This window comes from Phnomibacter ginsenosidimutans (genome assembly GCF_009740285.1).
GTDB classification, from domain to species: domain Bacteria; phylum Bacteroidota; class Bacteroidia; order Chitinophagales; family Chitinophagaceae; genus Phnomibacter; species Phnomibacter ginsenosidimutans.
On record NZ_CP046566.1, the window covers coordinates 230557 to 251093 of the forward strand.

General features: G+C 46.7%; 20 protein-coding genes. 11 read left to right on the forward strand and 9 right to left on the reverse strand.

What is annotated here, in order from left to right:
- Positions 1-11 precede the first annotated feature (11 nt).
- The 3 genes from GLV81_RS00970 to GLV81_RS00980 form a co-directional block, all read right to left on the reverse strand.
- Positions 12-1643: a DUF1800 domain-containing protein gene (locus tag GLV81_RS00970; RefSeq protein WP_157476022.1), complete on the reverse strand. Its 1632-nt coding sequence runs from the start codon at positions 1641-1643 to the stop codon at positions 12-14.
- Positions 1644-1773: 130 nt separating this feature from the next.
- Positions 1774-3375, reverse strand: coding sequence for a tail fiber domain-containing protein (locus tag GLV81_RS00975; RefSeq protein WP_157476024.1), 1602 nt, complete (start codon positions 3373-3375; stop codon positions 1774-1776).
- A 15-nt stretch (positions 3376-3390) separates the two neighbouring features.
- Entirely contained in the window at positions 3391-4542 is a 1152-nt protein-coding gene (locus GLV81_RS00980; protein WP_157476026.1) for an OmpA family protein, read from the reverse strand.
- 337 nt (positions 4543-4879) lie between these two features.
- Between GLV81_RS00980 and GLV81_RS00985 the strand changes: the two genes are divergently transcribed.
- Genes GLV81_RS00985 through GLV81_RS00995 form a run of 3 tightly spaced genes read left to right on the forward strand, consistent with a single transcriptional unit; the run spans position 4880 to position 7665 of the window.
- Complete coding sequence (locus GLV81_RS00985) at positions 4880-6910, forward strand: histidine kinase (RefSeq protein ID WP_157476028.1); 2031 nt, start codon at positions 4880-4882, stop codon at positions 6908-6910.
- Entirely contained in the window at positions 6903-7181 is a 279-nt protein-coding gene (locus GLV81_RS00990; RefSeq protein WP_157476030.1) for a LytR/AlgR family response regulator transcription factor, read from the forward strand. Before GLV81_RS00985 ends, GLV81_RS00990 begins: the two co-directional genes overlap by 8 nt.
- Positions 7182-7236: 55 nt before the next feature.
- Positions 7237-7665 (forward strand): LytR/AlgR family response regulator transcription factor, encoded by a 429-nt coding sequence (locus tag GLV81_RS00995; protein ID WP_246186409.1) that lies wholly within the window; start codon positions 7237-7239, stop codon positions 7663-7665.
- Here the strand turns inward: GLV81_RS00995 and GLV81_RS01000 are convergent.
- Positions 7660-8064, reverse strand: a complete 405-nt coding sequence (locus GLV81_RS01000) for a DoxX family protein (RefSeq protein WP_157476034.1) — start codon at positions 8062-8064, stop codon at positions 7660-7662. The two genes, GLV81_RS00995 and GLV81_RS01000, sit on opposite strands and share 6 nt — an antisense overlap.
- A 64-nt stretch (positions 8065-8128) precedes the next feature.
- Between GLV81_RS01000 and GLV81_RS20950 the strand changes: the two genes are divergently transcribed.
- From GLV81_RS20950 to GLV81_RS01010, 3 genes are all read left to right on the forward strand, one after another.
- A complete protein-coding gene (locus GLV81_RS20950) occupies positions 8129-8683 on the forward strand; it encodes an aminotransferase class I/II-fold pyridoxal phosphate-dependent enzyme (protein ID WP_281350758.1) in 555 nt (184 codons plus the stop codon).
- Entirely contained in the window at positions 8649-9275 is a 627-nt protein-coding gene (locus GLV81_RS20955) for an aminotransferase class I/II-fold pyridoxal phosphate-dependent enzyme (protein WP_281350759.1), read from the forward strand. Before GLV81_RS20950 ends, GLV81_RS20955 begins: the two co-directional genes overlap by 35 nt.
- Positions 9276-9489: 214 nt before the next feature.
- Entirely contained in the window at positions 9490-10599 is a 1110-nt protein-coding gene (locus tag GLV81_RS01010) for a hypothetical protein (RefSeq protein WP_157476036.1), read from the forward strand.
- A gap of 3 nt (positions 10600-10602) precedes the next feature.
- Here the strand turns inward: GLV81_RS01010 and GLV81_RS01015 are convergent, their stop codons facing one another.
- On the reverse strand, positions 10603-11082 hold the full coding sequence (locus tag GLV81_RS01015) for a cupin domain-containing protein (RefSeq protein ID WP_157476038.1): 480 nt from the start codon (positions 11080-11082) through the stop codon (positions 10603-10605).
- A gap of 113 nt (positions 11083-11195) precedes the next feature.
- On the opposite strand from GLV81_RS01015, the gene GLV81_RS01020 reads away from it, so the two are divergent.
- Positions 11196-12119 carry a PfkB family carbohydrate kinase gene (locus GLV81_RS01020; RefSeq protein WP_157476040.1) on the forward strand — a complete coding sequence of 308 codons (924 nt, stop codon included), beginning with the start codon at positions 11196-11198 and terminating at the stop codon, positions 12117-12119.
- Positions 12120-12338: 219 nt separating this feature from the next.
- Here the strand turns inward: GLV81_RS01020 and GLV81_RS01025 are convergent, their stop codons facing one another.
- From GLV81_RS01025 to GLV81_RS01040, 4 genes are all read right to left on the reverse strand, one after another.
- Positions 12339-12803 carry an ankyrin repeat domain-containing protein gene (locus GLV81_RS01025; RefSeq protein ID WP_157476042.1) on the reverse strand — a complete coding sequence of 155 codons (465 nt, stop codon included), beginning with the start codon at positions 12801-12803 and terminating at the stop codon, positions 12339-12341.
- 42 nt (positions 12804-12845) lie between these two features.
- Complete coding sequence (locus tag GLV81_RS01030) at positions 12846-14006, reverse strand: hypothetical protein (RefSeq protein WP_157476044.1); 1161 nt, start codon at positions 14004-14006, stop codon at positions 12846-12848.
- A gap of 83 nt (positions 14007-14089) precedes the next feature.
- Complete coding sequence (locus GLV81_RS01035) at positions 14090-14917, reverse strand: hypothetical protein (RefSeq protein WP_157476046.1); 828 nt, start codon at positions 14915-14917, stop codon at positions 14090-14092.
- Positions 14895-15821: a lamin tail domain-containing protein gene (locus GLV81_RS01040; RefSeq protein ID WP_157476048.1), complete on the reverse strand. Its 927-nt coding sequence runs from the start codon at positions 15819-15821 to the stop codon at positions 14895-14897. Before GLV81_RS01040 ends, GLV81_RS01035 begins: the two co-directional genes overlap by 23 nt.
- Before the next feature lie 59 nt (positions 15822-15880).
- Here GLV81_RS01040 and GLV81_RS19085 point away from each other — a divergent pair, with 59 nt between their 5' ends.
- From GLV81_RS19085 to GLV81_RS01055, 4 genes are read left to right on the forward strand one after another with little or no spacing between them, the layout of a single operon-like run.
- Positions 15881-16612 carry an MFS transporter gene (locus GLV81_RS19085; protein WP_197428821.1) on the forward strand — a complete coding sequence of 244 codons (732 nt, stop codon included), beginning with the start codon at positions 15881-15883 and terminating at the stop codon, positions 16610-16612.
- 2 nt (positions 16613-16614) lie between these two features.
- The gene (locus GLV81_RS19090; RefSeq protein WP_197428822.1) at positions 16615-17418 is read left to right on the forward strand and encodes an MFS transporter; all 804 of its coding nucleotides are present in this window, start codon (positions 16615-16617) and stop codon (positions 17416-17418) included.
- A 21-nt stretch (positions 17419-17439) separates the two neighbouring features.
- On the forward strand, positions 17440-19179 hold the full coding sequence (locus GLV81_RS01050) for a glycoside hydrolase family 13 protein (protein ID WP_246186160.1): 1740 nt from the start codon (positions 17440-17442) through the stop codon (positions 19177-19179).
- A gap of 11 nt (positions 19180-19190) precedes the next feature.
- Positions 19191-20501, forward strand: coding sequence for a sugar porter family MFS transporter (locus GLV81_RS01055; protein WP_157476050.1), 1311 nt, complete (start codon positions 19191-19193; stop codon positions 20499-20501).
- Positions 20502-20537 lie beyond the last annotated feature (36 nt).

Genomic DNA, 20537 nt, shown 5'->3' on the forward strand with positions numbered 1-20537 from the left:
CGTGGTGCGGGTTAGCTAATTTGAAATTCGGCCATGCGGAGCATGTAGCGCATCAGTAGCGATAGGCGCCAGCGTACGGAATTGTAATTGTCGAGGTTGGCAGGTGTTTGCCGGTAGCGGTTCCATTCAAATATCCAGGAGCTACGCGGAATGCCCTGCATCATGATGGTATCGATGAGAAAGTTTTGCTGCGCCGTACTCAACGGAAACACAAACATGTGCTCAGAAAAACTGGCCAGTATTTGCTCGGTGGTAATGGCAGCCGATGCGGCTACATTACCAAAGTTGGGCTGCAACGAAGTAGCCCATCCTACTAAATCCAAACCCAATTTGTATGATGGCGTCACCTGCAGCCATGGCCAAATCAAGGTGTCGGCAAACTGATAGCGAAGAGCCAACGTAGCCGAACTTAACCAACCTTTCGACCTTGAAGCGAGATAATATGGTTCATAGCCAAATACAGATGACTGAGCGGTAATGGGCATTTGCATGCTGAGCGTATTCCACCACACATTGCCGAGGTACTTTTCTGCCGGACCGGGCTCGGTGGCCGCATTGGGCGGCGGCAGGTTGAACAATCGATACGCACCAATAATCAACTCAATGGGCGATTTTAATATCGCACCGCGATTGCTGATGTCGAAAAAAATATCGCTGGTGAGCAACTTGCGCAGCACCGGTTCTATCTGGAAATTGTTGCCCGGGCTTTTGAAAAAATTTGCCAATGGAATAATCACATTGTTTTCAATTTCTTCCGTCACGTTGGGGTTTACATACCAGCGGTACAATTTGCGGCAAATAAACTTGGGTGTTTCCGGATGATTGAGCAACATGCTGACGAGTGCATCTACTTCTACATTGCCAGCATTGGTGGTATTGTTGCCGGTAATAACTGCATTGTTGTATTTGGCAGAGAAAGTTTTATTGCCTGTATCGTGGCGGTTGAGCTGAAAGGCACTGTAGATAGAAGTGGTGCCATTCCACCAGTAATTGTAATGCCGCCAACCGGTAAGCACACGGGCTGCTTCTTTTACATCTTGCTCTGTGTAGTTGGCATTGCCATAAAAATCTTTTTCACCTACGGTAAATAATTCTTGCAGCTCACGGGCATAGTTTTCGTTGGGGGCGCCGTTTACATTCTGATTGCCATTGAGGTATTCGAGCATGGCAGGGTCGATGGTCACTTGCTTCACAAAGCTGCGGAAGTTACCCAGCGCATTGTCCCGAATTAAATTGAGATAACGCCACACAAACCGGTACTCCGTTACAACCTCTGAACTCACTACAAAATGGTTTTGCCAAAACAGGGCCAGCTTCTCCAACAGGCTGGGCGGCCGGCTTTGATTGGCCATTAAACCAAGCCACCAAAACCGTACCGATTGCACTTTACCAAAATTAGAATCAGTATCAAACGGGGCGCCGCTGTTGAGGGCAGTGCCAAAGCCGGCATTGCCGGTATCGAGGTGAATGACCGGTTCGGGGTAGTACTGCACATTGGCCAGCAAGCTGTCGTATGCTTCGGTAGCGGTGAGGCCTGTAAAAGCCGAAATTTCTGGCTTGCGTGGACCCGCCGTGGCCCTGCGCAACAAATGTGCAGCAGTAGCTGCCGTGAGTGGCGTAGTATAAGTATCGAGATAAGGCATAAGCAGCTACAAGGTACAGCTGATTGCTGCAATTGCTATGCCACTTGTGTATGTGCTTTTGCTTTTTGATAAAAGGCAAACCGACCATTTCGATAGGATTATGGCCGGTTGAGATATCGAAGGGTAAGTATTACCGCTGCTGTAGTGCTTTTACTTGTTGTTCCAATGTTTCAATGCGTTGCAACAAAGTTTTAATGGCTTCTACATACAAAGCATCGTAAGTGCCATAGCTCGTTTGTAAATAACCTTGCGCATCGGTGCTTACCAGCTGCGGAAATACCTGCTGAATATTTTGTGCTGTAAAACCCATTTGTTTTCCAGCAGGTCTTTGGGTACCGGTTTTATCATCATTCCATTCGTAAGTAACGCCCTTCAATTGCAGCAGTTTTTCTAAGGCATTGTTGAGTGGTGTAATTTCTTTTTTCAGCCGGGCATCGCTGTTGGCCAACCAATCGCCGGCTGTGGCTTTGCTGGCATTGCCGTTTACTTCGAGGGTGTTGGTGGTTGGGTTGCGGTTACCAACACCAAGGCGGCCGTTGTTCACGAACAATGCATTGCTGTTGCTTTTGCCTTCGTACAAAAAGAAACGATCGTTGCTGGCATCGTAGCCAAAGCCATAGCGGTAAGCACCTTCATTGCGAAGCTCTATGCTGGCACTACTGGCACTTGCTGCAGCGGGACGGTCGAGGGTAATTTTATCCGCACTAAAACGGGTATTGCCCCACATAAACACTTCATGCACATTGTCTGTCGACAATGGGTACCCACCAATGCCCACCTGCCCGGTTTTATTTTGAGACAACGCAATCAAATCATTCTTGTAGAAAATAGCACCCAGGGGTGTGGTTCTGTATCGCCCAATAGCCAGCGATCCACCTGCATCAGGTGAATTGAAAACACTACTGTCATTGAGCTTCATGAAATAATGAAAACGTTGTCCTAATGGAACTGGCGCCGATTCGTTGCCCGATGCATTGTATGCCAGCTTAAAGTAGGAGCCGGATGAATAGTTGCTGGCAGGGCCATTGATGGACAATTGAGTGCCGCCGGTTTTGCCTTCAATGGTTTGTGAGCCAAACAAGTGCAGGTCCGATTGAATGGGGTTGTTGTAGTAGCTCAGATAATTACCAATACCAATTCGGCCGGTTGAGTCGAACAAAATTTCAGTTTGCTTTGCATTGGCAGTGCCGTTTTTAAAATCAACTTCCAGTATTGCTTGTGAACGATCACCCCTGAGCAAGAAATTGAAAAAGTTTCTGCCCGTACTTAAATGTTTGGTGAGCACAACACCTGTGCCCAGATTGGTATTGCTGGCAATGGTATCTGCCACAAATACCAGCGCACCGGTTGCAGGTTTGGCAATTATATATGCTGAACCATTGACAGACAATGTTGCTCCCGGATATGGATTCATGCCAATGCCAATTTCACCGGTGTTATTCATCACCAATCTGCGTTGCGTTCCCTGCCAAATGTTGAAAGGCAGATTAGCAGGTACGCTAATAAAGCCGTATCGGTTGATGGCATTTGCAGCATCATAAAACAAACCGATACGCATGCCATTGGCTGCAGTATTACCCGTAGCGTTGTTGGTAAAACTAATGCCCGAACTGGTAGCATTGTTGCCATGTACTTGCAGGTTGTCTGTTGGGTTGGCAATGCCAATGCCCACATGTTGTGCAGCAGCAAACATGCTCATGCAGCAAAGAGCAAGAGTGAGTGTATTTTTCATAAGAGTGATAACGACTTACAGTTTGATGAATTCAACCCTTCTGTTGTTGGCTTTTGCTTCGGGTGTGCTGCCTTTGTCGGCTGGCTCACTGCCGCCTTTGCCGTCGGTTTCCAGGCGGTTGGCATCAATGCCAAAATCTTTTACAAGTGTATTTTTTACGGCTGCTGCCCGTTGCTTACTCAGCAGCAGGTTGGCATTGGCATCGCCATCGTTGCTGGTATGACCCATAATTTTTACACGAACAGTTGGGTTTTCTGCAAGGGTAGCCGCAATGTTTTTTACTACCTGATAGCTTTCGGGGCGGATGCTGCTTTGCTGAAAGTCGAATAAAATGCCTGTAGTGCTAAAACGACCTTCAGTAATGAGTTTGCTGCGGTTGTCGGGGGCGCCAGCGGCTAACCTTATATCTGTCAACAACAGGTTGCAATCGCCAAAAAAGTCGCGGAAGAAAGCTAAGTGATACGGTTGTTGCAGGTTGAAGAAACGAGGGATATCCATGAGCTTGTTTTCATTTACATATACCCGTAACCTGCTGCCTTGGCGCCAGATGCTCAGCCGTGCAAAAGATTGGTCGGTTGTGATGTTCCATTGTGGCATTTTAAACTCATTGCTCAGGCTGTTGTCGGTGGCTGCCTGATACACGCTGAATGCAGCGGTACCGCCGGAAGGGTGCAGGGTAACAAAGCTGCCTCTGGCAAAATGGTAATCGAATAGCTGGGTTTTATCGGTATTGAAATGCAATCCAAAACCACTCATATTGTTGCTCGGATCTTCAATAATGCCCACGTTCATTTCTAAGGTAAAATTGTCTGGCAGGCTGGTTATTTTTTCCGGTATGAAACTGCCGTTTTTGGAAAGGCCCAACCACTTGCCGTTTTTACCATCTACGGTCATTACTTCGCCGCTGGCATCGGTATTATATTCCGCCGGAAAATCGCCTACGGCTACTCTTTCAAAATCATCGTAGTACAACACTTTTTCGCCGGGTACAAAATCAAATTTGCTGTACGCTTTTAAAGGTTGTTTTTCCTGAGCAGCAGGTTCTGCTTTTTCTTCGTTGCCGTTGGGTGTGGTTGGCTTTGTTTTGGCAGAATCAGCTGTTTTGTTTTTCTTTTTAAATAGTTTGCCATCGAGCACATCATCTATGGCTTTGTCTACTTTTTTCATTCACCTTGTTTTCAGTTTTCCATTTGGCATTTTCCTTAATGCGCTGACCACTGTTTTGAGCTAGTAGCAGCTGGCAACTGCAAAGTGCAAGCAAACTAAACAACAATTGTTTCATAGGTTTCTTTCTGAGAGGGGTGAGCAAAATGATGCAAGGGTGAAACTATGCTGGCCATGCGCACCGGGCAATGAGCGTTGAGTATTGTGCAACATGCTGCATAGCATAGTGCAGGCTTGCCTGAGAATTTGCTGTATGCTGTTGTTTTCTCAGTGAGTATGGCCAACTGCTCAATGCATATTTGTTGCCTGTGGCATATTCTTGTACATTGCTTACTACCCTATGAAAGCCGTTTGTTTTCTTATTGCATTGTGGTGCTGTTGTGTAGGCCGTGTAACTGCGGCAGATACCATTGCTGTGGCTACAATAGATGGCTACATTGCTTTGGAAAAACAGCCAGCGGTGCAGGTGATGCCAGCCAGTGCTGCTGCTGATTGGCAGGAAGCGGCGCTGAGTAAAGCATGGCTGCCTGTTGATTCGCAATGGCTAAGCCACAATCAAAAAGATATCTGGCTGAAATTTGTGCTGCACAACAACAGCCACAAGTCACAATATTTATACATCACACATGGCAGTAGCGATAGTTTTACACTCATCGTTCAATATCCCGATAGCTTGCTGCAATTATACTCCGGCGATTATGTAAACAGCAGCCGGTTACAGTTTGACGATGATAATAATTCGAATGGCTTTTCAGTAGCAGCAGGAGAAACGCTTACGGTATTTGCCAAAGTGTACAACGAGCACTCTCATTTGTACTTCCACAGTTTTTATTTAGAAACTCCCGCTTATTATGAAGCAAGTCTTGCTTCGGCTTATGTAGAAGGCAGCCCGCCTGCTTTGTACCATGCTATAGTGATGGGCTGTCTGTTGTTTAGTTTGTTGTTCATGAGTTTTTTGGGATGGTGGTTTAAAGAGAAAAACTTTCTATACTACGTAATGTACATAGCTGGTGCACTGCTGTATTTATTGCCCAAAACTAATAGTACATACAGCTATGCAGGAAAGCTGGTTTTTTATGTAATGCCCTATTACCTGCAGGTAAGTGAGGGACTACAGTATGTGTTTTATGCAGCTTATGTAGCGTTTGGTGCCAGCCTCGTCAATGCATTTGCCTATCGCAAATTGAGTATATACATCAAAGCAGTCATTGCTTTGTTTTTGCTCTATGCTATAAGCATTACTGCATACCAATTTGCTACACATACTTACGTGCTGCCCAGTGCGGGCTTTGTTTTTATCAGGTTGTTGACCTACGTGTTTTGTATCGTGGCTGTAGTATGGACTGTAGTGCAGGTTAAGAGTCCGTTGAAACAATTCTTTGTGTTGGCGAGTGTTATTTTTATCGGTTTTTCTGCATGGGCTGCTGTGAGTAATGTGTATCGTTCTGCCGATACAAAACCATTTTTTTACATCACACCTATGGTGGCATTAAAAACGGCGGTACTGTTGGATAGCATTGTGTTTGCCGCAGCCCTCGGTTACAAAATGTATTTAACGGAAAAAGAAAAGCGCCGGCATTTTCAATCGTACATACAACAGCTGGAAGTAAATGAACAACTGGTGCGCAACATGAATGTACAGTTGGAGCAAACAGTGGCAGAACGTACAGCAGAACTGGAAGCGCAAAAAGAAAAGCAATTGCGATTGGAATATGAACGGCAGCTGGCACAACTCGAAATGCAATCGCTGCGCAGCCAAATGAATCCGCATTTTATTTTCAACAGTCTCAACAGTATTCGCTATCAAATACAAACAGCGCAGTACAAAAATGCCAGCGACTACCTGATGCGATTTAGTAAACTGCTTCGGCTCACGTTGGAAAACTCAAGACGCGAAACCGTGACACTGGCCGAAGAACTGGCCCTTACACAATTGTATCTTGATATTGAAGGGCAACGCTTTGGCGATACGTATCGCTATCACATAGAAGTGGCAGCGAGTATTGATACAGATGAAATATTACTACCACCATTGTTGCTGCAGCCTTTTGCAGAAAATGCCATCAAGCATGGATTGATGAACAGCAACAAGCCTGAAAAAATGGTACGCATTAGTGTAAATGAAGTGCCCGGTGGCTGCTGTATATGCATAGAAGACAACGGCGTAGGCAGGCAGGCCAGCCAGCAGCGAAAACAAGAAGGCGGACTGGAGCACCAAAGCCTTGGTATGAACATCACTATGGAACGAATGCGCCTTTTTGGTTTGCATGAAAACGTGTCGCTATCGGTTCAGGTAGAAGATATTTTTGTAGATGAACACATAGATGGAACCCGTGTTGTAATCACTTGTAAACAACCCACACATGTTTAAAGCTATTCTTATTGATGATGAACTGCATTGCACGGAATCGCTGCGATTGTTGCTGACCGAGCACTTTGCCGATCGCATCAGCGTCAGCGGAACGTTTAATAAACCTGCCGAAGCATTGCGCTACTTGCTGGCACATAAAGTTGACCTCATTTTTCTGGACATAGAAATGCCGGAAATGAACGGCTTTGAATTGCTGAACAAACTGATGCCTTACGAAGCAGATGTGGTATTTGTAACAGCATACGATCAGGTATGCCATAAAGGCGTTTAGCTACAGCGCCATCAGCTACTTACTGAAGCCCATTGATGATGATGATTTGAAAACCATGCTGGAAAAATGGTGGGAGAAAAAACACAAGCTCATTACTGCTTCGCAAATAGCCCTGATGCAGGAAGTAATGCAGGCGCAGCACAAACCCAAAACCAAAGTAGCGTTGCCAACAGGTGAAGGCCTGGAGTTTTTAGAAATTGCGAGTATCATCCGCTGCGAAAGCGACAACAACTACACCCGTATTTTTTGCAACGATAAAACGCAACACCTCATTTGCAGAACTTTGAAAGATGTAGAAAAAGTGTTGTCGGAAAATGGCTTCATCCGCATACACCAAAGCCACCTCATTAACCCACAATACATGCGTAAGTTACTGCGCAACGATGGTGGCAGTATCGTTATGACAGATGGCTCCGAACTGGCCATCAGCCGTACCAAAAAAGACCGCATTATTGAGTTGCTGTCGGGCGTGGAAAAACTATGATGTGGCTGTGGTTGTTTTGCAACAACGATAAGCCCACCACAAGAGTAACGGATGTACTATCAACAAGCGTACCCATGCAACCCAAACGGGTACACACAAACCGTTGGGATCGAGGCAACCATCCTTTTGTATCATCCAGATATGTGCAGGTACAAAGGCCAACAACATCGCTATGATGCCCCATGCCGCCCATTTTCTGCTGCGGGCATTTATCAAACAAAGGGCCAACACTACTTCAGCTACACCGCTCAGGTTGTTGAGCAGAATTTTATGGCCGAGATAGTCAGGTATCAACGGTAAATAAAACTCAGGAACCCGAAAATGATTGATGCCTGCCAGAAAATAAGCAGCCGCCATCAGCCATGCACTCCACGGTTTTTTTTGTGTAGCTTCTTGCATAAAAATTCATCAGACCAGCATCGATTACTGACCATTCGTTTTGATAATCCTATAGGTTTGCTACATGATGTTACAATCCAAACTGCCAAATGTTGGCACCACCATATTTACCGTCATGAGTGCGTTGGCTACGGAGCACAACGCCATCAACCTTGGTCAGGGCTTTCCCGATTATCCCATGGATGAAGCATTGACCGATTTGGTGAGCAAAGCCATGCAAGATGGCTACAACCAATATGCACCCATGCCCGGGCATTTGGCACTGCGGGAAGCCATTGCTCAAAAAGTACAGCGGTTGTATGGCACTACCATTCATCCCGATACAGAAATTACGATTACACCCGGTGGTACCTATGCCATTTACAGCGCTATTACTGCAGCCATTGGTCCGGGTGATGAAGTCATTGTGTTTGAACCTGCTTACGACAGTTATATTCCAAACATAGAAATCAACGGTGGCAAAGTCGTTCGCATACCACTGCAGTTTCCCGATTACAGCATTGATTGGGATGCGGTACGCAAGGCCATTTCGCCACGCACCAAAATGATACTGCTCAATTCGCCACACAACCCCACGGGGGCAGGTGCTGAGCGAAACCGACATTGCACAACTCCGTAGTACGGTAGCTGGCACCAATATCCTCATCATGAGTGATGAAGTGTATGAGCACCTCATATTTGATGGCCGCCAACACCAGAGCATGCTGCGCTACCCCGATTTATACGAACGCAGCTTTGTGTCGTTTAGTTTTGGAAAAGTGTACAACTGCACCGGTTGGAAATTAGGCTACTGCATAGCACCGCCTGCTTTTACAAAAGAGTTTCGGAAAGTACATCAGTTCAATTGTTTTAGCTGCCACAGCCCGGCGCAGGTGGCACTGGCGCAGTACCTGCAGCCGGAAGAACCTTACCTACGCCTGAGTGGTCAGCTACAAGCCAAGCGGGATTATTTCCGGCAGCTCATGCAAGCCACACCTTTTGAAGAAGTGCCATCTTTTGGCAGCTATTTCGAAATGTACAGCTATGCCAACATCAGCCATGAAAGTGATACAAACATGGCCATGCGGTTGGTGAAAGAATGTGGTGTGGCTACCATTCCTGCTTCGGCATTTTATGTAGATGGCGACGACCACAAAGTGTTGCGTTTTTGCTTCGCCAAAAAAGAAACCACACTGGAAGCTGCGGCAGAACGGTTAAAGAAAATAAGCTGATTAGCCCCCTGCCCCCGGAGGGGGAAATTTTGCAGAATACTGATTGAGAAGATGAAAGTAGATTTTCAAGGATGTTTACTAACATCTAACATCTGTCATCTAGCATCTAGCATCTAACATCTTCTTCCCACCAACCATCAACCACCAACTGCCAACCATCAGCAGGGTCAGATGCATAAATGCCCTACCTTTCCAATTCTTTTAAACCTGCGTTATGTTTATTGTTCGTAGCATTTTGCCAAAGCTTGTGGTGGCTGTTTTTTCGATAACTGTGTTCGCTTGCAGCAGTCCTGATCCTTACAAGTCATTAACTGCGGAAGAAGCTACGAAGTTTGCGCAGGAGCTTGAGCAGAAGATGATGAAAAATGACGCAACGCTTCTGAATGAGCGGATGGATGAAGAAGCCTTTCGCCAGTGTTTCGCTGACGCCTTGTATACAAAGCCGGACGACCCTGATATCCGCAATCTCGATATTTTCAAAGAGCCCAAAAAACTTGGCTCCATCATTGTGCATTCGAAAGGAAAATCGGGCCATTATCGCCTTGTAAAAATGTTGCAGAAAGATGGTAAGCAAATTGCCCGCTTTCGTTTGTACACGGCAGAAGGCGGCATCAACTATCACGACCTCATATTGATTAAAAAAGATGATAAGGTGAAAGTGGCTGATGTATTTGTGTTTCTTGCTGGTGAAACGTATGCAGAATCACTGGCGCAGGAAACAAAGTTTTTGCATAGTGGAGGTGGCAAAATCAATCAGCACAAATTGTATTACATGGAGCTGAAGGAGGATATGCTTCAGAAAAAAGACAAAGGAGATGCGGATGGTGTGTTGGCCGTATTTGATGCAATGCCTGCTGCGGTACAAGCCTGGAAAACCACAATGATGCCAGCGATACAAGCCAGCAGGATGCTGGGTGATACCGCCAGAGAAACCAAACTCATGCAGCAGTATCGTTCTTATCATCATACCGAAACGGATCGCTGCTTACTCAATTTCGAATATTACATCCAGCGAGAAATGATTGATAGTTCTCTGGCCATGGTGAACAAGCTCGATTCGTTGGTGGGTAAGGATCCCTCGTTGGATTTTCACCGGGCCATACTGGCACTCAACAGCGGCGACCGCGACAAGTGCAAAGTGTTGCTCGAAAAATTGTATCCCACCAAGGCAGCTTTTGGCGATGTGGTGCTCTACCTCGCCGGCCTCAAATGGGTAGATGGCGATGTGGATGAAGCCAAGAAAATTTTCAGGGCCTACCGCAGCATGCCCGACTACGATGCCGCCAAAGAAGCAGACATGATGCGGAATGTAAAAGCGGAATAAGATTTATTGTCTTGTTAGTCTTTCAATCAACACACGATGTGCTGGCATAGTGCTGCTCAATGATGCAGCGGTTGCCAATTCAAAATCGGCAAAATCGAAACCGGGTGCCACCGTGCAGCCCACCAGTGCATAGCCGAGCGGGCCGCTTGTTTCGCTGGCAAACCAATGACCGGCGGGTACCATGCCTTGCTGTTGCTCGCCATCGCCCTTGCCCAGTTTAATGCAACTGTAATTGCCCTCCGGCGATAGCACATGCACCAGCACTGTATCGCCTTCGTAGTGGTGCCAGCCTTCATCGCTGGCTATGCGGTGAAAGGCGGAGAAATTGCCCGCCGTTAGCAAAAAATAAATGGCCGTGCTCATGGGGCGTGGGCCATTGGCCGTGGCCACCAGCGTGGCGCTGCGGTAGGTTTCGGCATAAAAGCCGCCTTCGGGATGGGGGAGTAGTTGCAGCTGTTGTACGAGGGTGTCGATGCGGTTCATGCCGGCAATTTGCACAAAAAATCGGGGCGGGGGCACAATCCTGAAAGGCTTTGGCTTCAAAGTAGTTTCTTTGCACGGCCAAATTTCAAAACGGCCGGTAAAACATTTACTCTATGTCATTAATTGTGGTAGGCACCATGGCGTACGACGCCCTTGAAACGCCCTTCGGAAAAGTAGACAAAATTGTAGGCGGAAGCGCCACATACGCAGCCTATGCCGCTGCCAACTTTGTACAGCCCGTGCAGCAAATCAGCATTGTGGGCAATGATTTTGAAGAAGCCATTCTCGACGACCTGCACAGCCGCGGTGTACAAACCGACGGTGTAGAAAAAGTGGCCGACAAGCCTTCTTTCTTTTGGAGCGGTCGCTACCACCTCGACATGAACAGCCGCGACACGCTGGTAACAGACCTGAACGTGCTGGCCGATTTTAACCCGCAGGTGCCCGAATCGTATCAGGGCAGCGAGTTTTTGCTGCTGGGCAACCTGATGCCCAAGCTGCAAAAGCAAGTGATAGACCAACTGACTACCCGCCCCAAACTCATTGTGCTCGACACCATGAACTTTTGGATGGATACCGCTTGGGACGATTTGATGGTAAACTTGAAATTGGTAGACGTACTGCTGGTAAATGACAGCGAAGCCCGCCAGCTTACCAATGAGTTTAGCCTGGTAAAAGCGGCCCGCAAAATCATGGACATGGGTCCGAAATACCTCATCATTAAGAAGGGCGAACATGGAGCTTTGCTCTTCCACGAAGACCATGTGTTTTTTGCACCGGCGCTGCCGCTGGAAGATGTGTTTGACCCCACTGGTGCCGGCGACACATTTGCCGGTGGCTTTATGGGCTGGCTAGCCAAAACCGGCGACATCAGCTTCCAAAATATGAAGACCGCTATCATCGTGGGTTCGGCCATGGCTTCTTTCTGCGTAGAAAAGTTTGGCCCCCAACGCATGCAGGAACTCACCAAAGCAGAAATTGATGCCCGCATTCAGCAGTTTGTGAATTTGGTGCAGTTTGATATTGAGCTGGTGTAGGAGGAGTTGATTGGTTAATGAGTTGATTGGTTAACTGGTTAACGAGTGATTGGTAAAACTCCTCTGTGCAACTTAGTGAATGCTTTGCGTCTTAGTGGTTCAAAAAAATGAATAGGCGAGTATTCGACAATATAAAAGAGAGCAGCTATTGATGGCTGCTCTCTTCTTTTATATTCATTTCCAATGTTGGTCAGCGACCAACATTGGAAATGAAACATTCTATAACAAAGCTGCTAACACTTCATCATATTCTAATTCTTTGGCGGCCATCATCGGAGTTTTATTAACCTTATTTGCATGATTGGGATTAGCCCCTGCATTGATAAATAGTGTAACGATTTCGACATGGGTACCAAAACCTTTATCACTCATTACGGCTGTCCATAAAGGTTCATTGCCAAATGAATCGGCAATGCTTAAGTCCCCTCCTTGCTCAATAATGAATTTTGCGATTTCATGTTTATTGTAAAAGGCACAATAGTGCAAAGCTGTTTGCCCTTTACTGTCTTGTAGATTGACATCACAACCTGCTTCAATAATCATTATTGCGATCTCATCATCGCTTTTTGAAAGTGCAAGGTGTAATGCACTGTAGCCATAATTATCTACCCAAGCTTCTATTCCCCTCGAAATCGCATTTTTTAAACCCGGTTTGTCTTTTTTTTCGATTAAGTCAAAAATCATAGAACTTGTATTGGATTATTCAATGTTTTAGTAAAAGGTTCATCAATTATTTAGCTGCCCTCGCAGGTGGCTCAAAATGTTTTGATACATTTTTTCAATCAGGCGTTGCTCCATCAGTTCTTCATCGCGGTTGTTGCTGTTGCGGGGCGCATTTATCAGTTCCCAATCCTGGTTGCTGAGAGCACCGGCATCGCCTTTGTAAGTAGCCCAGCTGGTTTTAAACGAGTAGTTCTCGTGGAAGCTGCGGTTGCTGATGCGTTCGTTGTTATCATCGTCCATAATGCGGAGCTCCAGTCTGCCAGTAGCTGTGTACGTTACTTCTGTAACAGTTAAAGTAGCAGTCAGTTTTTTATAGATGGGCCGACCAGCGGTATCCTTACCAATTTCTGCTTGTTTTTCAACGGTGCGGTCGTAGCGGTTGCTGCGGGGATTGTCCATTTGCAACTGCGTCCACACAGGTTGCATGGTCCAATTGGGGCGAACGTTTTGCCGCTGCACATCCCAGCTATTGTACACCCGGTACCAGCCGCCACTGTTGTAGCTACCGCCTAAATCATTTACCAGTTGCTCACTCAGGCGGGGTGTGCTGCCCATATTGTTGTTGCCAAAATTGTTATTGCCATAGCGGTTGTTGTAGTAAAATCCTTCTGCACTCAGCGGGAGTATCACAGCGTTTATGATGCCTTGCTCTTTGGCTTGGCGCATGAGTTGGCGGGTGTTTTTATAATCGGGCATCCACTGCTGTACTTTGGTGAGTGAGCGGTAGGCACGGCGGGCACTGCGCCAGTTGTTGTCATCCATCCACTCCGCAGCCTGCTCGTAATAGCCGCTCACCAATTCGAGTTTTGTTTTTTCAATTTCAGCACCCACAGTGCCGGGCTTCAGCAGGTTGCTCACGGTGCTGTAACCACGAATGCGATCATAAAACGATTGCAGATTGATGTAGTAGCCCAGCAAAGATTCTTTGCCTTCTAAAGTGCTGCTGTATTGGTACTGTGTAATGCCTGCCTGGTATTGGTTGTGCAGATAATCGTAGGCAAATTTTACCTGATCGGCAATGTATTTATCCGAGGGGTTGGCGCTGTATTCCCGAATCAGTTTTTCGAGTTTTTTCTCGGTGATGTTTTTGTCTTCGTAAATGCTTTTGCTGCCGCCGCAGGCCATCAGCAAAGTGGCAAACAAGAGGGTGTAAATAATTTTCATGCAGGTAGTTTTTTGAAAGACGCAACAATGCCGCGGTTGTTAGTTACGGCCTTGTTAAGGATGTGCCTACGTTACAAATTTGGCTAGAATTTTTTGGCAATGGTCACTGTGTTTTTAAACACTTGGCGCTGGCCTTGCAGATTGAATATTTCTGTAAAAATAATGTAGGTGCCCACGGGTACTTTTTGCAGCTTGTCATTCAATCCATCCCAACGAAAATTGCCGCTAATGCCGCAGGTGGCATTGCGCTGCAGCACTTTTACAGGCCGGCCCGCAGCATCCATAATGGTAATGTTGGCCACATAACCCGGCTGTGCAAACTGATATTGAATCAATGCAAAATCTTCGAAGCCATCATTGTCGGGGCTAAAAATGCCGGGTTGAATGCTGATGCTGGCCGTGTTGGCTACGGCTGTTTTTTGTTGGCTGTTAGCAGCAGTAGGCGTGCCATAGCCCACCGTTTTGGCAGCACTCGTCCAGTTGTCTTTTTTGTTGGAAGTGGCATTGGCATCAATGCGTTCCAGTGCAATGCCTTCTTTGTTGTTGATGAGGGCAAAATGCCAGTTGTCGTCGTAGGTTACTTCATCCAGTATGCGGCCGGCGTTGTTCAGCAACAGCACCGTGCCTTTGTCATCGGGATAGGAAGGCATGCTGCCCGCAATTTTTACAGAGAGGCCCGGCTTCATCACCGTGTATTGTTGTGCTACAGTGGCGGGGTCAGCACTCACCACCAAATACTCCTGCGGAAACAATGGAAAATTATCAGTGAGGATGCTACCGAAAGTACCAATGCTGCCATTGCTGCTACGGTTGGCCAGCACCAATTGCTGCACGTTAATAATCTTGTTGCTGCGGTTGTAGAGCTCTATATAATCTACGCCCTGCGGGTTAGGGGTTGAAAAGGATTTCATTCACCACCACATCGTTGCTGTCGGCAGTGCTAAAGCTGCCCAGCTTCACCCGGCTGAAATTATTATTTACCGCATTGCCGCTGCAATCAGTTACGTTGTTGGCATCTACGGTGTAAATGGTATTGCCCATCAACGGAGCACTCAGCAACAGGTTTACCCGGTTGAAGAATGGTGCTACCGGAGTAGCGGTTATTACATTTATGCCATTGGAAATTTGGTAATTGCTGCTGGTAGCCAACCGGCTGCTGTCCATGGTTTCATCAAATACCAATTGCGCTACCAACACGTTGGAGGCTGCAGCATACAACAACCGCGGTGCATGGCTATCGGCATTCACTTTATTGGTGCTGTTGATGGCGCCGGGCGTACCACCTTTGGCATCGGTGCTGGCGGTCCAGTTGCCGGTACCGGTGCAGGCATTTTTTACATCTATCATTTCCAGCGTCCAGCCGCCATCGGCTTTTACCGCATTGTTGTACCAACTGCTGCTGTACGATACCGCATGCATCACACTGCCATTGGGTGCCAACAGCATGAGCTCATCTGCATCGTTGCTCAAACTGGGAAAACTGGTGACGCTGATGGTGCGGCCAAACACACTCAAACCGGCAACTTGTGAAGCGGTGCACACTACCACACAACTATCGGGTGCCAATAGCAAAGAAGGCATGGCACCACTGGCAGTGCTGCCGGGTTTTTGCAACCGAAATCCTTGCAGGTTGATGGCCGTTGAAGAGGCATTGCGCAGCTCAATCCACTCCGCATTGGGCAAGCCTATTTGTGGTGTTGGATCGGCCATTATTTCTGATATCACAATACTGTAACGAGACTGTGCCAAAATGTTTTCACTGCAAACGATTGTGCAAACGATGACCAGCAACAGCCATGGGAATTTTCCTTTCATAGTCCGTATGAAAATAGCACACTTAGGTATATTCAATTTTAAATTTTGATTGCCTGCTTATGTCCATCACCAAGCCCCGCTTATCGTTTTGGCAAATCATCAACATGAATGTCGGGTTCTTCGGCATTCAATACAGTTTTGGTTTGCAACAAAGCGCCGTCAATCCCATCTACGATATGCTGGGTGCCAGTCCTGATGAGATACCACTGCTCAACCTCGCCGGTCCTATGACGGGCTTGCTGGTGCAGCCCATCATTGGTGCTCTCAGCGATAAAACATGGAGCCCTCGTTTTGGCCGACGCAAGCCATACTTTTTTATTGGCGCCATCATGTGTAGTCTGGCGTTGTTTCTCTATCCGTTTAGCAGCAGCTTGTGGATGGCCGCAGGTTTGCTCTGGATTTTAGACGCCGGCAACAACACCGCCATGGAACCTTATCGTGCTTTTGTGGCCGATAAACTGGATGTATCGCAACAGCCCACGGGCTTTCAGGCGCAAAGTTTTTTCACCGGCTTCGGGCAAACATTGGGCAACCTGTCGCTTTTCATTTTTCCCATGATTTTTGTAGGCACCACAGGCAAACTACCTACCTGGGTGTATGCGTCTTTTTTCTGGGTGCCGTGTGCAGCATCGCCTCCATTTGGTGGAGTGCCCGCACCACACCAGAGATACCCCCTACTGAAGAAGAGCTGGTACATCTTACTGAGCACAACCGCAAGAATGCGCATCCCGTGGTACAAATGCTCACGTCGATTATTGTTATTGTTTCTGTTCCATTGTTCTTCAGAATAGGCTTGAATGGAATATTTCAATCCGATTTACTCAATATCAGTACACTGGTTGTCTTCTTTTTGTGGTTGTTTGGATTAGATGCTCTGGTCAAGAAATACTACCAACATCAAAGCATTCAAAAAATTGAACAACTAATTGGCCCATTCATTGAAATCGTAAGCGCCATTAAAGACATGCCCCGCATTATGTGGCAGCTGGCATTGGTGTATTTGTTTCAGTGGTATGCTTTGTTTTGCTATTGGCAAAACAGCAGCAAGAGCATTGCACAATCGGTGTTTCATACTTCGCCATCCGAAAATCCAACCATGTATGAAGAAGCAGTGAGCTGGACAGGCCTGGTAAATGGCTGGTACAATATTGTTACGTTTTTATCGGCCTTTGCATTGGTGTGGTTTGCCAAAAAATATTCGCCCAAGCTGGTGCATTTTGCCTGCCTCATTTTGGCTGGCATTGGTTTTCTCGCTTTTCCTTTTATAGAAAATAAATACCTGCTTTTTCCTGCCATTACTGGTTTTGGTATTGGCTGGGCCAGCATGATGGGTATTCCTTACCTGATGGTGGTGAGCAATATACCAAAGGAACGTTACGGTGTGTATATGGGCATCGTCAATATGATGATCGTTATTCCGATGATTTTGCAAAACATCACTTTTGGTTATGTGCTCAAACATTTTTTAAACAATGATCCGGGCAAAGCCATTGCACTGGCCGGTGTGTTGTTGCTACTGGCTGCTGCTGCCACATTGCTCATGAAACCCAAACAACCAACCGGCGAAATCGTATTGACAGCTGGCGGCGGTCATTGATTCACCCTCTTTCTTTTTGCTATGAAAAAAACATTTGTCGCCTTGTTGCTGATGATGCTTGCAATCCTTGGTATGCTTGGCTGCAACAGCAACAATAGCACCAAAAATGCCATGATACAAACAGATAGCAGCGAACAACGCTGGTGGAAAGAAGCCGTGGTGTATCAATTGTATCCTCGCAGTTTTAAAGACAGCGATGGCGATGGTATTGGCGATTTGAAAGGCATTATTGAAAAACTGGATTACCTCAAAAGCCTGGGGGTAGATGTGGTGTGGCTCAATCCCATTTACAGCTCACCCAACGATGATAATGGCTACGATGTGAGTGACTATCGTGGCATTATGCCGGAGTTTGGTACCATGCAGGATTTTGATGCCTTGCTCAAAGGCATGCACGAACGTGGTTTGAAAATGGTGCTGGATATTGTGGTGAATCATAGCAGCGACGAACACGAATGGTTCAAACAAAGCCGCAGCTCCAGAGACAATAAATACCGTGACTACTACCATTGGTGGCCCGCAGAAAAAGGTAAGCCTCCGTATCGCTACAGTTTGTTTGATGTGAACCACGATGCGTGGCGCTACGACTCGCTGACCAATGCGTATTACCTGCACTATTTTGGTGTAAAGCAGCCCGACCTCAACTGGGAAAACCCCAAACTGCGTCAGGAGATTTACGACATGATGAAGTTTTGGGCAGAAAAAGGCGTGGATGGTTTTCGCCTCGATGCATTTCAGTTTGCCGCAAAAGATACCAGTTGGCCTGAGCTGCCCAAAGGCTACGAAAAGGAATTTGCCAAACACGTAGCCATGAAGCCCGCTATACATGGTTATTTGAAAGAAATGCATGAACAAGTGCTCAGCAAGTATGATGTGATGAGTGTGGCAGAAGGTGCCGGCAATAGTTTTGAAGATGCCCACAACCTGGTAGATGCCGACAGAAATGAACTGAACATGGCTTATGCTTTTGAAGCCATTGATTTAGCAAAAAGCAACGGGTACAACTTTGTGCAATTCAAACAGGTATTCAGCAAGTGGGACAGCGCCTTTGCAGCAAAAGGCTGGCTCTCCATTTTTTTAGCCAACCACGACAATGCCCGCATGGTTACCCGTTGGGCAAATGATAGTCCGGAGTACAGAGATGTGGCCGCTAAAATGCTCAACACATTTTTGCTGAGCATGCGGGGCACGCCTTACTGCTACTATGGCGATGAACTCGGCATGAACAATCCGGGTTTTACTAAAATATCAGATTACAAAGACGGCCCATCGCTGAACGACTATACTTACAAGCTCAACAATGGCATGAAGCCGGAAGATATTTTGAAAGAAATGCGATTTAGCTGCAGGGATAACGGTCGTACGCCTATGCAATGGAATGTATTGGCACAGGCAGGCTTCACCACTGGGGTGCCTTGGATAGCCGTCAACCAAAATTATACATCTGTCAATGTGGCCATGCAGGAAAAGGATGACAATAGTTGCCTTCAGTATTTCAAACGCATGGTATCATTGCGCAAAGCAGAAAAAGCATTGGTGTATGGCAAATACAACCTGCTGGATGCGGGCAACCAACAAGTGTATGCCTACACCCGTGAGTGGCAGGGCAAAAAACTGTTGGTGTTGCTCAATTTTTCTGCGAAACCGGCAACAGTCAATACGGGCATCAACACCGCCAACGCCAAAGCACTCATACACAATTACAGCACCGCACCAGCTGCCACACTGCGGCCCTATGAAGCCGTGATTTATGCTTTATAACAACGAATGCGATGAATAAAAAAATTGTTTTGTGGTCGATAGCAGTGGGGCTGGGAGGCTTACTGTTTGGTATGGATGTAGCGGTGATATCGGGTGCGGAAAAAACCATTCAGCAACTCTGGAACCTGAGCAGCTGGTTGCATGGCACTGCTATTGCGATGGCGTTGTATGGCACAGCAGTAGGTGCGGCGTTTGGTAATATTCCTGCCAATAAAATAGGCCGTAAAAAATCACTCTTGTGGATTGGTGTTTTGTTTTTGCTGTCATCCATTGGTGCGGCATTGGCACCAGAAATCTGGAGCTTTATGTTCTTCAGGTTTGTGAGTGGATTGAGCATCGGGGCTTCATCAGTAGTAGCTCCGGTGTACATTTCAGAAATAGCACCCGCCAAATACCGCGGCCGCTTGGTCATTTCTTTTCAGCTGAATATTGTAGCCGGTATTTTGCTGGCCTACCTCAGCAACTATTTGTTGCAAGGGGTGGGCGGTAGCAACGATTGGCGTTGGATGCTTGGCATTGTGGCTGTTCCTTCTGCATTGTTTTCCATCATTATGCTGGCCGTACCCGAAACACCACGGTGGTTGCTGCTATTTAAAAATGATGAAGCTAAAGCAAGAGCAATATTGGCCATTACGGAAGATAATATTGACCAAACAATTCAAGACATTAAAAACTCTGCTACGCAAACCCAAACAGCGTTATTCAACAAGCAGTTTTACAAACCGCTGTTGCTGGCTTTTTTGCTGGCTACGTTCAATCAGCTGTCGGGCATCAATGCCATCATCTACTTTGCGCCACGGGTGTTTGAAATGGCCGGCTTGGCTAAAGCATCTGCCTTTCTGGGTACGGTTGGCATTGGTGTGGTCAATCTATTGTTTACCATCATTGGCTGGTCGCTGATAGATCGCTTTGGAAGGCGTACCCTGATGTACATTGGTTCCATTGGCTACATCGTTTCACTGAGTTTGGTGGCATGGTCTTTTCATACCGGCGATAGCGATTTCATTGTGTACTATGTGTTCCTGTTTATAGCGGCACACGCCATTGGGCAGGGTGCAGTTATCTGGGTATTCATTTCCGAAATTTTTCCGAATGCCGTTCGGGCTGCAGGTACTTCATTTGGCAGCCTTACACATTGGGTATGGGCAGCGTTGGTGGCGCAGGTGTTTCCATTTTTCGCCAACAATGTAGGCGGCAGCTACATCTTCGGTTTTTTTGCTGGCATGATGGTATTGCAGCTGTTGTTTGTATGGCGCATGATGCCCGAAACAAAAGGCATTGCACTGGAAGACATGGATAAAAAAACATTGGTATTACATTAAAGAAACATCGCTAAAAGCTTTCCTTACCCCTCCTTT